We start from the raw sequence: 13436 nt of genomic DNA, 5'->3' as shown, positions 1-13436 counted from the left end.
ACGCTGGTCGGAGATGAGCCGTGGAAGGCCATCTCCAGTCAGGGTCGTAGCGAGGTTCGCGCGATCGGGGGTCAGCCAGCCGGCGGGACGAGAACGTATTTCCCCACGAAGGGGTCGCTCTGGCTGTTCACACCGGTGCAACCATAGGGCCGCTCACTGGCCGCCATCGTCCGGAATTTGAGCGTCGCCTTCCCGTTCAGCTTGATCGTGTAGCCCTTCTCGCTCGCGGAATGGCCCTGGTCGCCGTCCACATGCTGCACGAGACCGTTCTCGAACTGGCCGTCGATGGTCAAGGTGACGGGCTGGTCGGCATGATTGACGACGCGCAACTCGGCATTCGTGTCGGCCGGCAGGCGCAGTTCGGCCGGAGCGCAGGTGATCTTGCCGTCCTTCTTCTCGATAGTCAGCTCCATGACCGGCTGCCCGCTCGATGCGGGTGGCGGCAAGGGTTTGCCCTGGGCCAGAGCCATGGTGGTCGAGAGGACGAGGCACAACGTGCCCAGCGTCCATTCCGCATGTCGCATGTGATCGGTCTCCTATCGGTCCGTCGGGGAAGACCGAGGCCGGGTCACACGTTCCGGAGCGCGACGCCGTACCACGTCCGCAAAGCGTGAGCGGTGACGCGCGGACAAGCGTGTCAGTCGCCGCCGCGGCGTGAGCCGAGGGCGAGAAAGGCGAGCGATCCACCGGCAATCAGCCCCACGAAGAAACCGGCGCCGAAATCGCTGTCATCCTCGTGCGTGCCGAGCCACAGGCTGCCCGCGACCAGTGATAGGACGAGCGTGACGAGCGCAGGATCGATCAATCGGCGGAGGCGATGCATCGCCCTCCCCTATCACAGGCGAGAGCGGAGGGGTCGTTCACCCATTGATGGCGCCGAGACGTCGCGTGCCGAAGGTCGAGGGGGGACGGCGAAGTTGCGTTTCCTCGATGGCTTCATCGACGTCTGTCACCCGGCCCGCCGCGCCACGACACCCATCAAGGAGGGCCCGAACTTGATCGAGTGATCGCTCGGATTGGCCATCCCCCGGTGCGGGGCGATGCGGCATCGCCCATCTCTTTCGGGCCAAGGCGATCAACGACCGGCCGCATGGATGCACCAACCGATCGGTCCATTGCGTATCGGGCCCGACAACATAGGCCTTTTTGGTCGTTTGTCTTGCCGTTTTTGCCCGACTGATTTTCCTAAATTGCCGAATGTCTCATGCTTTGTATCAATAACTGTTGCCGCCATGCCACTAAATCTTTGAATATGGGCGAAAAATAATACTTCTTGTCGAGCGCCAGGCAAAACGGATTGTCATAACCGGGCGCTCCCAGCATGCTCATGCCTCGACCGAAGGCAGTATCGGAAAAGCAACGCAATTGTTGCAGATATAATATTTCGATTGCTGTCAATTGGCTCGCTCAAGCTTAAAATAAACGCTGCGCTATCTGAACTATAGCCAGCGGAGAATGGGAGAAGGCCGTGGCACTACCGATCACCTTCGACAATAAAACTTACGGCGCAGGTTTTCTCGGAATCGATGACGGCGGTGCCTCTGCGACGTTCCAGGTCGATGCTGCGTCCACTTACAGCGTCAGCGTCAACGGAACCGTCAACGCGGTCGGTGATACGGTTACGCTGACCTACGGGGCCGATGCGCCGGCCGGGTTTGCTGGACGTTCCATCGATCTCGTTGCGACACAGTACGACAACGCGGACATGGTTCTGTTCACCAGCCGGTCTCTTCCCCCCGGGGAAACCGAGACGGGAAACTATCGGTACCTTCTTTCGAACACGCAGGTATACGGAAGAAATCCCCCAGCACCCGCGACGCGGACGCGCTTCACGGCCGATGACAACGAACCGGGCAGCTACAACGCGCAGGCCGTGCCCTGCTTCACGACGGGCACTCTGATCCGCACCGCGCGCGGCGACGTCGCGGTCGAGGATCTGATGATCGGCGATCTAGCCGTGACGGCCTCCGGCACGCTGCGCCCGATCACTTGGATCGGCAATCGCGATCTCGACGGCCATGGCAAAGAGCTGTCTCACAATGAGCAGCCCATCCACATCCGCGCTGACGCCTTCGGCCCCGGCCTGCCTGCCCGCGACCTGCGCCTCTCGCACGGTCATCCGGTGCTCGTCGGTGCTGATGCCGAGGGGAGCGGCGGCGTCTTGGTGCCGATTATGTGCCTGATCAACGGCACCTCCATCCTCCGTGAGCCGGCGACGCACGTCACCTACTGGCACATCGAGCTGGACAGCCACGATGTCCTGCTCGCCGAAGGCCTGCCCGCCGAGAGCTTCTACAACATGGGAAGCCGTCCGTGGTTCGCCGGCGCGGACAGCGCATTGCTCGATCCGAACTTCGTTCCGGCAGGTGCCTATGGCCGTTGCCGCCCGGTCGCGGTGGATGGCCCGGAGGTCGAAGCCGAGCGCATGCGCCTTGCCGGCGTGTTCGCGATGAGCCTTGCTGAGGATTGCGCTTGGGAGGACGCTGCGCAGTTCGAGTGGCTGGCTGCGTAAGGCGAGAAAGGGGCTGGACGGTATCCACGCCCCGACCCCCTGACCACCACAAGGCGCCTTGGCTGAGCCAGGGCGCCTTTTTCTATGCTTTCAGCCAGGCGTTTCTCCGCGAAAGACCAAGCCTGAGGCGGCCTGTGTTCCATGGCTTCAATCGCCAGTCCCGACTTCCGTCCGTCACCGCATAGGCCTGCCTGCCGCGCTCGCCACGGCGAGGCCGCTAGGCCGAACCTATAAAGCCGCATCGGAAGGCGCGGTTGCGTCGATGGCGATCTATCCCCAGTAATCGTCACGATTGATTTTTTAAAATATCCTATTGTATCGCATAGTTCGTGTCGTGATAGACCAATTTCCGTTGAATAATGGTCCGAGTCATAACATAATTTATTGTAATCGGCGATCATAAGGTGCGTATCGTGCTAGTTGCTCAATTGCAACACGCCTCGATATTGGCGAATAGCTAATTGAAATTGGCTTGAGAAAAACTTTCAATGCATATGCAAATAACCGCTCAAAACGGATTGAGGGGAGTGTCATGACGTACGCACAGTTTCCGGCCGGATACAGCTACGAGCTGCAGAATTCTGGACAATTTCCGACCGGTTCTGACGTACGCTCCGGGAATACGGAGACGTTCACCGTTCAAACTTCAGGTACGCAGTTGGCGAGTGCGCTCAACGTACCTCCCGACTCGCGGGTCTTCGTCACGTCTCCGGATCCGGCTGTCGATAACAGGCCCGGTGCCGTCATCATCTCCAGTGGTTTCGGCCCCGCATTGACGGGGGTCCAGACTGGCTACCAGACGACCGATGCCATCACGATCGCTCTCGATTCCGGCCAGTCCCTATCCGGCAACCTGGTGATTGCGTCGAGTGTCGTAGCACCGGGCCAGCAATTCACGTTGCCGAACAACACGCCTCAGACCTTCTCCAACCTGGAGCAGGCGCCTTGCTTCGTCACCGGCACCTTGATCCGCACCGCGCGCGGCGACGTCGCGGTCGAGGATCTGCGCATCGGCGATCTGGCCGTGACGGCCTCCGGCGCATTGCGGCCGATCACCTGGATCGGCAACCGCGATCTGGAGGCTCAGGGCTCGGCGTTGCCGCACAATCAGCAGCCCGTTCACATCCGCGCCGGCGCCTTCGGCCCCGGTCTGCCTGCCCGCGACCTGCGCCTCTCGCACGGCCATCCGGTGCTCGTTGGCGCCGATGCCGACGGGAATGGCGGCGTCCTGGTGCCGATCATGTGCCTGATCAACGGGACTTCCATCACCCGCGAGCCTGCCACGCGCGTGACCTACTGGCACGTCGAGCTCGATCGCCACGACGTCCTGCTCGCCGAAGGCCTGCCCGCCGAGAGCTTCTACGACATGGGGAGCCGCGCGTGGTTCGCCGGTGCGGACAGCGCCTTGCTCGATCCGGACTTCGTTCCGGCGGGTGAGTACGGCCGCTGCCGCCCTGTGGCGGTGGATGGCCCGGTGGTCGAGGCGGAGCGGGCACGCCTCGCGGGCCTCTTTGCCCTGAGCCTCGAAGCGGGTTGCGCCTGGGAGGACGCCTCCGGTTTCGAGTGGCTTGCCGCGTGAGCTCGACCCTTCTACAGCCCGGGCCATGAGGCCCGGTCTGCTCACCCTCGACGCCTTCCTGAATCGCCGGGCTGCGGACCGGCGATTGGCGCGGCTGACCCACGATATGCCTCTGCCGGAAGCGCGGGGGCTGGAACTTGGTCCGGGGAATAATCCGGTCCCGCTGCCCGAGGGCGTGAGCGTCACCTACATCGACCACGCCCTCGATGCGGGCGCCGGCCTGCTCGACGCGATGCCGATCGATCAAGCCTGGGCCGGCTCCGGATCGCTGGCCGCCTTGCTCGGAACGGAACCGAACGACTTCGCCATCGCCGCGCAAGTGGCGCAGTACGTGCCGAATCTTCTCGGCTGGCTGCGCGGCATCCATGAGGTGCTGCGCCCCGGCGGCGTGCTCAACCTTTCGCTGCCCGACAAGCGGTTCATGTTCGACGCGACGCGCCCGGCCAGCACGCTGGCGGAACTCGTCGAAGCGGATCTGCTGAATCTCGAGCGGCCGAGCCCGCGCCAGATCTTCGCCCATGCAAGCGAGGTCCGCGCGATCGCGCCAGCGGATATCTGGGACGGAGCGGATCCTGCGGGCGCGACGCGGCTATCCGGCGATGACGCGATGGGGCATGCCTACCGGGAAGCGTCCGCAGCACTCGCCGCTGGCCGCTACGTATCTTGCCATTGCTGGGTTTTCACACCGGAAAGCTTCCTCGGTTTGGTGGCGGGGGCCACGCAACTCGGATTGTTTCCGTTCGTGCTGAACCGGATCGGCGCCACCGTCGTCGGCGGTTTCGAGTTCTACGTCTCCATGCGGCGCGACGCCGAGGCTGATCCCGAGGCTCTGCGCCGGTTGCAGGATGGGGCAATCGATTACCTCTCCCGAGGCCTGGCACAGCAGCATCGCAGTGCCGCGCTGCTGGCCGGCCGATAAGGCCGTATCCACCGTGGATGCACGCCGTCGCCGCCTCGGTTTTCGAATGGGCTGCGCGCTCTTGCCGGGATCGCTGTCGCTGTTCCAGGCTCATTCTCACCGCGTCGACCTCGGTGATCGAATGTCACCTCAGGCGATCTGACGGCGATCAACCGCGTGTGTGCCGGCTCGATCTGTTACGGAAACGGGTCGCCGCGCGGTCAACCGCTCTGCGCGGCCCCGAAGGCCTTCAAGGCTGCGTCGCCGGCCGCGCCCGCATCCTCGGGTGAGGCGTACGATTCCGGAGAGACGCGCACCGAAACGCCGTCGCGGTCCGTCAGATGCCAGCGGTAGCGCACCGAACTGTCCGGACAGGTCTCGACGGTGACGGCGACGGGGGTAGGATCGTCCATGGGGTCCGGCCTCGGCTGGCAACTTCGGAAACCGGAGCGACCCCTGGGCGGGCCGCTCCGAACGGGTTGTTAGCTATCCGCCTTCGCACCGCTCAGCGTCAGATCGAGATAGGTCTTGGTGACCGGTTCGATCAGCGCGGCGATCTCCTCGGCGGCCTTCGTTTCCTCGTCGATCGCGGCCCGGAAGAAGGGAACCTGATCAGACATGCCGGCCCGCTCGGCGATCACCGACAGGGAGCGGTAGGCCGCGATCTGATCGTATTGGTAGGCGTAGCCCGCGTAGAGGTTCTTCAGGGTCTCGTCCTGCGCTGTGGCATGGACGGCCGCGCCGATGGTACCGGCCACGCTCGTGACGGCTTCCTTCAGCGACGACCGGCTTTCCCCGATCGCCTCCAGAGCGGTGTCGAGACGGTCGAGCTGTGCTTTCGTCGTCTCGACATGGTGCCGGAGGACGGCCGCGTAGTCTGGGTAACGCTCAAGACCGGAGAGCTGACGTTCCATCTGTTCCAAGCCCTGCTTCTCGAGGGCGCGCGTATTACGGAGAGATCCTGCATAAATCTTGCTGATGTCGGGCGTAGCCATGTCGTCATTGCTCCGGATAGTCTTCTAGTCCGGCGGCTAACTCAGGTAAGAGACGGCTGTTTCCGGTCGACCCCTGCGACGGAAGCGCCCCGTCAAGCCTGTCCTATGACACTTGCGGCATCTGTTTACAGGCATGCCTTCGGTTCACAGAGGCGTTGGCGCATCCGCTCCGGGCCTTGGCGACGTCTCCATGCGTCAAGTGGCGCGGCAACCCGCACGTGTCGGCCCCGGTTGCCGACCCGCATGGCTCCAACATCGCCGGAGAGACGCCTCATGTCCGACACCGGTCACTGCCGCTCTGCCCCGGCGCGGAAGTCGGAAGGGGTTGACGCAGCCGGCACGTCGTCGGCCACCGCCGGCAAGGCCGAGAAATGGGCTCCCGCCGAGACTGCAATCATGACCCAGAAGCAGCACGGTCGCGGATGGCGCGAGGCGGCGGAAGCATGAGCCAGATCGGTCGGGGTCGGCTCGCGTGAGCACAATCTCCGCGCACGGGGCGGCCTTCGCCGAGGCCATCACCCGCTTCGGTTCGGGCAAGCCCGCCATCCTCTGTCACGACGACGCCGACGGTCTGTCGGCCGGCGCGATCCTCTGGCATGCTCTGACCCGTATGGGCCGCGAACCCAGGCCTGTCCGTGTGGTCGGGCGCGGCGAATCGGCTTGGTCTGCGGCGCTTCGCGACGAGCTCGCCGCGGACGCTCCGGCGGGTCTCGTGGTGACCGATCTCGGCGTCCAGGCCGGCACGATCCTGCCCGGTATACCGACGCTGCTCATCGATCACCACGTGCCGCGTTCCTGGCCCGACGCCGCCGAGGCCACGGTGATCAGCGGTCACGACGAAGCGCCGATCCCGACATCCAGCCTCCTCGCCCATCGCTGCGCCGCGGCGCTCGGCGGGGCGGACGATCTGGCATGGCTGGCCGGTATCGGTCTGGTGGGCGATCTCGGCGAGCGGGGGGCGAGCGGCGATTTTCCCGAAATCATGGGTCCGCTGCGAAAAGCTTACACCGCCAAGGCCATGCGCGAGGCGGTCAGCCTCATCAATGCGCCGCGGCGCTCGGCATCCGGTGATGCCGGGCCGGCCCTGCGGATGCTTCTGCGGGCCGATGGCCCTCGTGACATCGTCGCCGGCACGGATCCGGATGCCGCGGCCCTGCACGCGGCACGGGCGGAGGTGAAGGCGGCGCTCGATGCCGCCCGCACCGTCCCGCCGCTCTTTGCCGGACCGATCGCCCTGATCCGCTGCGACTCGCCCTGCCAGATCCATCCGCTCATCGCCCAATCCTGGATCCACCGCCTCCGGCGGCAGGTGGTGATCGGCGCCAATGCGGGCTTCCGGGCGGGCTATGTCCATTTCACGGTCCGTAGCCTCGGCGTCCCGGATCTGATCGGCTTCCTCGAGGAGCGCGCACCGCCGCTCGGGCCGGATGATCAATTTGCCCAGGGGCACCGCCGCGCCACCGGCGGCCAAGTGCGGATCGAAACATGGAACCGCTTCGCCGCGCAGGTCGGCTTCGGGCCGGAAGCGCAGGTCGCGTGATGCGTCGCGTGCTGATCGTCGGGGCCTCGCGGGGGCTCGGCCTCGGGCTGGCAGCCCAGTTCCTGAGCCGCGGCTGGGACGTCACCGCGACCGTGCGGCGGCCCTCGCCGGCACTGGACGAACTGGCCGTGGGCCATTCATTGCGGATCGAGATCGGTGTCGACATCGACGACGACAGCGCAGTGGCCGATCTCCGCGCGCGGCTGGCGGAGGCGCCGGACTTCGACATCGTCTTCGTCGTGGCCGGGGTCGCCACGCAGGCGGGTACGCCCGCGGCGCTGCTGCCGCGGGACGTCGTCGGCTCCGTGTTCCAGACCAATGCCGTGAGCCCGATCCGCTTTGCCGAGGCCTTCCACCGCCGGGTGGCGCCGGGCGGTCTCATCGTCCTGATGACCTCGAAGCTCGGTTCGGTCTCCCTGAACCGTGGGGGTGGTTGGAGCAGCTACCGCGCGAGCAAGGCGGCGCTCAACACCCTCGCGCGCTCCTTCGCCGGTCAGCACAAGGGGGCGGATTGGGGCGTCATCCTCATGCATCCCGGGTGGGTGCGCACGGATCTCGGCGGGCGCCGCGCCACCCTCGATGTCGAGACGAGCGCGCGGGGCATGGTGAACGTGCTGGAAAGACAACTCGGCCAGCGCGGCTGCGCCTATCTCGACTATGCCGGCGAGACGGTGCCGTGGTGAGAGGACCGGCAGTCTGCGCTCGATCGGAGTACGGACGGCTGCGGCATCAGGGCTCGCGAACTCGAAGCGCGATCGGCCTGTTGGTGGCGCATGAGCGAAACTGATCCGAAAGCACTTCCCCCCGTCACCGATGAGGTGATTGCCGCACGCCGCCGCGAGATGGCCGTCGAGCACATCCTGTTCGGGGCCCTGCGCCATCTGGCGGGTCGCCATCCCGAGATGCTCGACGAACTCGAAGGCAGCCTGCCCCATCTCTGGGATCGGTCCGAGGGGACGGCGCGCGACGACGAGGCGGTGCGCGAGATCGCCCGGCGTTTCATCAAGAGCCTGCGCGCGGAAGCCTGATCGGTCTCGCCCACGCCGAGCTAGAGCATCGTGTCGGATATCGGATCCGGCACGATGCTCTAGGCTATTGTGATGCATCGGCTTTTTCCGAAAGCCGGCTCCCACCTTTCGGGCCGATGCTCTAGCGGAAGCCGGTGGCCTGGGCGAAGATGCCGTTGACGACCCGACACGGGGGCTGACCGAACGAACCGAGGGACGATCACATCTTCCTCAACGGTGACTTCGCCGAGCTCGGGCCAGCGATCTGCCGAACAGCCGATCCCTTCGGCATCCCCGATGCGGACGTCCGCGCGGGACGCGTTCGGTCAGGGACGCCTCATGCCGCCTCGCTGGCCTGCGCCGTGACGTCGACGAGCCGCCCGCCGCTCACCTTCAGGACGCGGTCGGCGAAGGGCAAGACATGGCCGCTATGGGTCACGAACACCTTGGCCGCGGGGTATCGAATGAGCGTCTGGACGAGGTCGGCCTCCGAGGCCGGATCGAGATTGGCCGTCACCTCGTCGAGCAGCAGAAGGCGCGGGCGCCGGCACAGGGCACGGGAGAGGATCAGCCGCCGCCGCTGACCGGTGGAGAGCAGCGGGCTCTCGTCGGAGAGCAGGGTCGCGTAACCCTGCGGCAATCCCTGGACCGCGTCGAGCAGGCCGACCAAGCCGAGCGCCTCCTCGATGCGCGCCTGACTCACATCGGGGGCGTGCAAGGCGACGTTCTCGGCCACCGTCCCCGCGAACAGGCTGTCGTCGGCGAACACGCAGCCGATATTGGCGCGGTACTCATGCACGCCGAATGCGTCGAGCGCCCGCCCGTCCACGAGAACCCGGCCGCGCGGGGTCGGATGCAGGCTCGCCAGGATGCGCAGGAGCGAGGACTTGCCGCAGCCCGACTGGCCGATGATCGCGATGGTCTCGTTCCGGGCGATGTCGATCGTCAGGTTCACGTCGGCGAGCAGCGGGCGTTGGCCCGCCCCGAACTGTACCGCCACGTCCTCCAGGCTGACGTTGCGCCGGATCACCCGGGCGATGTGGACGCCTTCGCTCGCGGGTTCGGGCGCCTCGTCGAGCACGTCGTCGAGCCGTCCGAAATGCACCCGCATCACCGAGAGCTGCAGCAGGCTCATGATCAGCGTGTTCATGCTGTTGAAGAACGAGGTGCGCAGGGCAAAGAAGGCGTACAGCACGCCGACCGAGAGGGTGCTCTTCATCACGTCGGTCACGCCCATGTACAAGGTCGCGACCGTGCCGAGCATGAAGATCAGGTGCAGGAACAGGTCCGCGTCGATGGACAGCTTCTTGGAGCGGTAGCTGGAATTGGCGAACCGCGTAAAGCTTTCCAGCCACTTGAGCGCGAAGAAGCTGCCGGAGTTGCTCACCTTCAAGGCGGCGATCTGGCCGAGCCCATCGAGCAGCCGGGCTTGCTCCTCGGAGCGCGATTCGAGGGACTGCGCGGTCGAGCGGGCGATCTCGGGATAGGTCGCGAAGCGCACGAGGATCGCCGCGACGAGCGTGGCGAGCGAGGCCGCCGTCATGGTCGGCGAGTAGTAATACATCATGCCGATCAACAGGACCGTCATGGTGCCGTCGGCGATCGAGGAGACGAAGCCCGTCACGAGGAAGGTCTTGATGTGATCGACCGAGTTCAGCCGGGTGACGAAATCGCCGGGATGGCGGGCCTCGAAGAAGCCGAGCGGCAGGCGCAGGGCGTGTCCGACGATGTTGCGGGTGAAGTGGATCTCGAACATCGTCGCCGCCCGCAGGGTGATCACGTCGCGCAGCCAGCGCGAGACCGCCTCGAAGGCGCTGAATAGGATCAGGCCGACGATCACCACCGTCAGGAGGTCGAGATCGTATTGCGGGATCACCGTATCGATGGCGGTTTGCAGGAAGACGGGGGTCGCCAGCGTGAAGAGGGTCGCGGCAAAGGAGAGAACGGCGATCATCCCGATCGTGTGCTCGATGCCGCGGCAGGAGCGGTAGACGCTCCAGAACAGCGACTTGCGCTCGGCCTTGACCGCCTTGAAATCGATGCGTCGCTCGAATTCGAGGGCAACCCCGCCGAAATGCCGTTCCATGTCCTCTCGGGCATAGATCCGTGGACCGAAGGCCGGGTCGTGAATGTGAAAGGCGCCGCGCACGACCTTCTCGAGCACGACGAAGTGGTTGCCGTTCCAGTGCAGGATCGCCGGGCAGTTCACCTTGGCGAGTTCGCCGATATTGGAGACCCCGAGCCCCTGTGCGTCGAGGCCGATCTGGCCGGCCACCTCGACGATCTCGGCGAAGGTCATGCCGCGCCGCGAGGGTGGGAACAGCGCGCGCAGGTAGGGCAGATCGAGGTCGTGCCGGTAGGCGTTGGCGACCATGACGAGGCAGGCGAGCCCGCATTCCATGTTCTCGCTCTGCATCACCGTGCGCACGGGACGTTTGTGCGCGGTGCCGGAAAAGCGGGCGAAGGTGGCGGCGAACATCGGCGTCTGTCCTGGGAATGTCCCTGTCCCCGCGGCGGTCGGCCACCGTGGGGAATGCGTTCCGGGGGGCGCTCTCAGCGTCCGCGCAGCGCCCGGATCGGATCGAGCATCCAATCGATCAGGCGGCGGCGCTCGACGACGATGTCCGCCGACAGCGTCGAGCCGACCCGGATCGGAACCCGCTCCCCATAGGCATCGACATCGGTCCGGTCGGGCACGATCTCGATGCGGTAGGCCGATTGCAGGGGCACCGGCCGCGGATCGAGGCCGCCATCGAGCTTCTCCTCGGTGATCGGGCCGCGGATCGCAGCCTGCGAGATGTAGCTGATCGTGCCGTGGTGGATGCCGAAGGTCTTGAACGGGAAGGCGTCGTATTTCAGCACCACCCGCTGCCCGACCTTTGCGAGGCCGACCGCCCGGGCGGGCGCCTCGACGACGATGACCGGCGCGGCGCCGGCATCGCCGATCGCGGCGACGAACTGACCGGGCTTGACCGAGTCGCCGACCTTGCCCGCGAGCGCCAGCACCGTGCCGTCGCGCTGGGCCTGGATTTCCAGGAGCGCCTCGGTGCGCAGGGCCGCGAGCCGGCTGTCGGTGGCCTCGATCTGGCTCTGGGCGGCGGCCTTCTGCGATTGCTTGGCGACGATGAGTTCGCGGAAGGCGCGCTTCCGTTCCGCGTCCTGGCGCTGATACTCCATGCGCCGCAGATGCAGGTCGGCCACCTGCCGCTCGTAGTCGAAGGTGGTGCGCTCGTGCTGCTCCAAGAGATCGCGGGTGGCATCGCCCTGCCGCACATAGGCAGCGATGCGGCGCACCGCCATGCGCGACTTCTCGGCTGCCGCCTGATTGCGCTTCGCCTGCTCGGCAAGGCTCGCGTAGAACGGCGCTTGGTCAGCCTCGATCTGCTCCTGCTGGCGAGTGGCCTCGACGATGAAGCGTCGGCGCGGGCGATCTCGTCCTGATAGCCCCGGCGGGTCTGCTGGAGATTGCGGATCTCCGTCTCGACCGCCGACTCGCCCCCCGAGGCGGCGGTGCCCATGCGCAGGGCGTAGAGGGTCTGGCCCGCCCGCACGGCGGCGCCCTGACTCACATCGATGCGCGAGATCACGCCGGAGCGCGGGGCGTCGAGGCGCGCGAAGCCGCCGGTCGCGGCGACGTACCCGCGCACGCTCTCGGTCTGGGCGAAGCGTCCGAACCACAGGCCCGCACCCACCGCGACGACGGTGACCACGACGAGCAGCGCCGAGACCGTCGCGCTGCGGTCCTGCCGCAGGTCGATCGTCTCCAGCACGCGCGCGGCGGGGATCGTCTGGACCGGGCTCTCGGGCGAGGCGGGGCCGCCCTGGGGCGTGTCGTGTGCCGCTTCGGGCGGGGGCGTGTCGGGCGTGTCGGCCGGCGTCATGCCGCGGCTCCGCTCTCGCCGGCCGAGCGATCGTGAACCGGGTCGGGCGCGTCACTCAGAAATTCGTCCAAGCGCGGCCACATGTACCATTGCTGGGGGGCGCGCAGCACGGAGGCCTCGATGTGACGGCGTACGTCCTCGGTGACGCGGCGCTTGGTCTCGACTGAATTGTCGGCCACCTCGAAGGGCTGGCCGACATGGACCGTGTCGCCCTGGACATCGGAGGTGACGCACAACGGGAGCACCGTCCCCTCGGTAAGGCGGGCGAGGCCGTCGATGCCCATGGCGAGGCGGGCCGGACGTCCGAACAAGGTCGTGTCCGCGGCCACACCGTAGCTCGCCGGCAGATCGAGGAAGGAGACGATCACCGAGCCGGAGCGAGCGAAGCGGATCGCATCGATGAAGTCCTGCTTGTGGCGCACGTTGAGGAAGCGCATTTCCACGCCCGCCTCGTTGATGCGCTGCATCACCTGCGTATCGATCGCATGGTCCTCGCGGGCGCGCAGGATCAGCATCCGCCGCCCGCGGAAGACCGCATGGATCAGGCCCGCGAAGGGCAGCGCGAAGCAGCCCATATGCAGCGGCGCGAGGATGACCGGCCGGCCGCTCGCGGCCACGCGCTCGATCAGACCCTGATCGGGGATGCGCACATGGCGCAGGTCGTCACGGATGTCGTCGTGCGAACGGTTGAGCAGCGCCAGCCATTCGAGCTCAACAAGATTGTCGGAGAAAACGGCCTCGGCATCGAGGCGCAGACTTTCCGCGCGCGACACGCGCAGGGTCCGCTCCAGCACCGTATCGATGCCCATGCGACCAGACCCCTGCAGGGTCCCCGGCAAGATGCGCCGCGCCCGCCAGGAGGCTCGCAACACGCGCCGGCGCGCCGGCAACGGCAGGCCCGCGACGAAGGCCTGCTTGCGGGTGACCTCGATCATGGCAGCGCTCGGCCCATGGCGGGGCGCTTGGCTGGGACCAACACGGGGATGAGGCGATGCGCGGCCACCGATAGGGCGGAGGCCGGCCT

General features: G+C 66.3%; 14 protein-coding genes. 7 read left to right on the top strand and 7 right to left on the bottom strand.

Annotated features, from left to right (window positions below; all coding sequences use genetic code 11):
• Positions 1 to 71: 71 nt before the first annotated feature.
• Positions 72 to 524: a hypothetical protein gene (locus tag OWC43_RS01000; RefSeq protein ID WP_393955372.1), complete on the bottom strand. Its 453-nt coding sequence runs from the start codon at positions 522 to 524 to the stop codon at positions 72 to 74.
• Between the two features lie 113 nt (positions 525 to 637).
• A complete protein-coding gene (locus OWC43_RS00995; RefSeq protein ID WP_137829822.1) occupies positions 638 to 823 on the bottom strand; it encodes a hypothetical protein in 186 nt (61 codons plus the stop codon).
• A 645-nt stretch (positions 824 to 1468) separates the two neighbouring features.
• Between OWC43_RS00995 and OWC43_RS00990 the strand changes: the two genes are divergently transcribed.
• The 3 genes from OWC43_RS00990 (at position 1469) to OWC43_RS00980 (ending at position 5010) form a co-directional block, all read left to right on the top strand.
• Positions 1469 to 2512 carry a Hint domain-containing protein gene (locus OWC43_RS00990; RefSeq protein WP_393955371.1) on the top strand — a complete coding sequence of 348 codons (1044 nt, stop codon included), beginning with the start codon at positions 1469 to 1471 and terminating at the stop codon, positions 2510 to 2512.
• A gap of 532 nt (positions 2513 to 3044) precedes the next feature.
• Positions 3045 to 4091, top strand: coding sequence for a Hint domain-containing protein (locus OWC43_RS00985; RefSeq protein WP_393955370.1), 1047 nt, complete (start codon positions 3045 to 3047; stop codon positions 4089 to 4091).
• Between the two features lie 25 nt (positions 4092 to 4116).
• Positions 4117 to 5010 (top strand): hypothetical protein, encoded by an 894-nt coding sequence (locus tag OWC43_RS00980; protein WP_393955369.1) that lies wholly within the window; start codon positions 4117 to 4119, stop codon positions 5008 to 5010.
• Positions 5011 to 5210: 200 nt separating this feature from the next.
• Here the strand turns inward: OWC43_RS00980 and OWC43_RS00975 are convergent, their stop codons facing one another.
• The gene (locus OWC43_RS00975; protein WP_393955368.1) at positions 5211 to 5402 is read right to left on the bottom strand and encodes a hypothetical protein; all 192 of its coding nucleotides are present in this window, start codon (positions 5400 to 5402) and stop codon (positions 5211 to 5213) included.
• 69 nt (positions 5403 to 5471) lie between these two features.
• Complete coding sequence (locus tag OWC43_RS00970; protein WP_393955367.1) at positions 5472 to 5984, bottom strand: DUF892 family protein; 513 nt, start codon at positions 5982 to 5984, stop codon at positions 5472 to 5474.
• A 273-nt stretch (positions 5985 to 6257) separates the two neighbouring features.
• Between OWC43_RS00970 and OWC43_RS00965 the strand changes: the two genes are divergently transcribed.
• From OWC43_RS00965 to OWC43_RS00950, 4 genes are all read left to right on the top strand, one after another.
• Positions 6258 to 6431, top strand: coding sequence for a hypothetical protein (locus OWC43_RS00965; protein ID WP_393955366.1), 174 nt, complete (start codon positions 6258 to 6260; stop codon positions 6429 to 6431).
• 25 nt (positions 6432 to 6456) lie between these two features.
• Positions 6457 to 7524: a phosphoesterase gene (locus OWC43_RS00960; protein ID WP_393955365.1), complete on the top strand. Its 1068-nt coding sequence runs from the start codon at positions 6457 to 6459 to the stop codon at positions 7522 to 7524.
• Entirely contained in the window at positions 7524 to 8207 is a 684-nt protein-coding gene (locus tag OWC43_RS00955) for an SDR family NAD(P)-dependent oxidoreductase (protein ID WP_393958463.1), read from the top strand. Before OWC43_RS00960 ends, OWC43_RS00955 begins: the two co-directional genes overlap by 1 nt.
• A gap of 90 nt (positions 8208 to 8297) precedes the next feature.
• Positions 8298 to 8552, top strand: a complete 255-nt coding sequence (locus tag OWC43_RS00950) for a hypothetical protein (RefSeq protein WP_393955364.1) — start codon at positions 8298 to 8300, stop codon at positions 8550 to 8552.
• Positions 8553 to 8868: 316 nt separating this feature from the next.
• Here the strand turns inward: OWC43_RS00950 and OWC43_RS00945 are convergent, their stop codons facing one another.
• From OWC43_RS00945 to OWC43_RS00935, 3 genes are all read right to left on the bottom strand, one after another.
• On the bottom strand, positions 8869 to 11010 hold the full coding sequence (locus OWC43_RS00945; RefSeq protein ID WP_393955363.1) for a peptidase domain-containing ABC transporter: 2142 nt from the start codon (positions 11008 to 11010) through the stop codon (positions 8869 to 8871).
• 74 nt (positions 11011 to 11084) lie between these two features.
• Positions 11085 to 11831: an HlyD family efflux transporter periplasmic adaptor subunit gene (locus OWC43_RS00940; protein WP_393955362.1), complete on the bottom strand. Its 747-nt coding sequence runs from the start codon at positions 11829 to 11831 to the stop codon at positions 11085 to 11087.
• Between the two features lie 577 nt (positions 11832 to 12408).
• Positions 12409 to 13347 (bottom strand): hypothetical protein, encoded by a 939-nt coding sequence (locus OWC43_RS00935; RefSeq protein WP_393955361.1) that lies wholly within the window; start codon positions 13345 to 13347, stop codon positions 12409 to 12411.
• Positions 13348 to 13436: the final 89 nt, after the last annotated feature.

The sequence above is a fragment of the Methylorubrum sp. POS3 genome, assembly GCF_043352485.1.
Classification (GTDB): domain Bacteria; phylum Pseudomonadota; class Alphaproteobacteria; order Rhizobiales; family Beijerinckiaceae; genus Methylobacterium; species Methylobacterium suomiense.
This window is presented reverse-complemented; position numbering and strand designations above follow the sequence as displayed.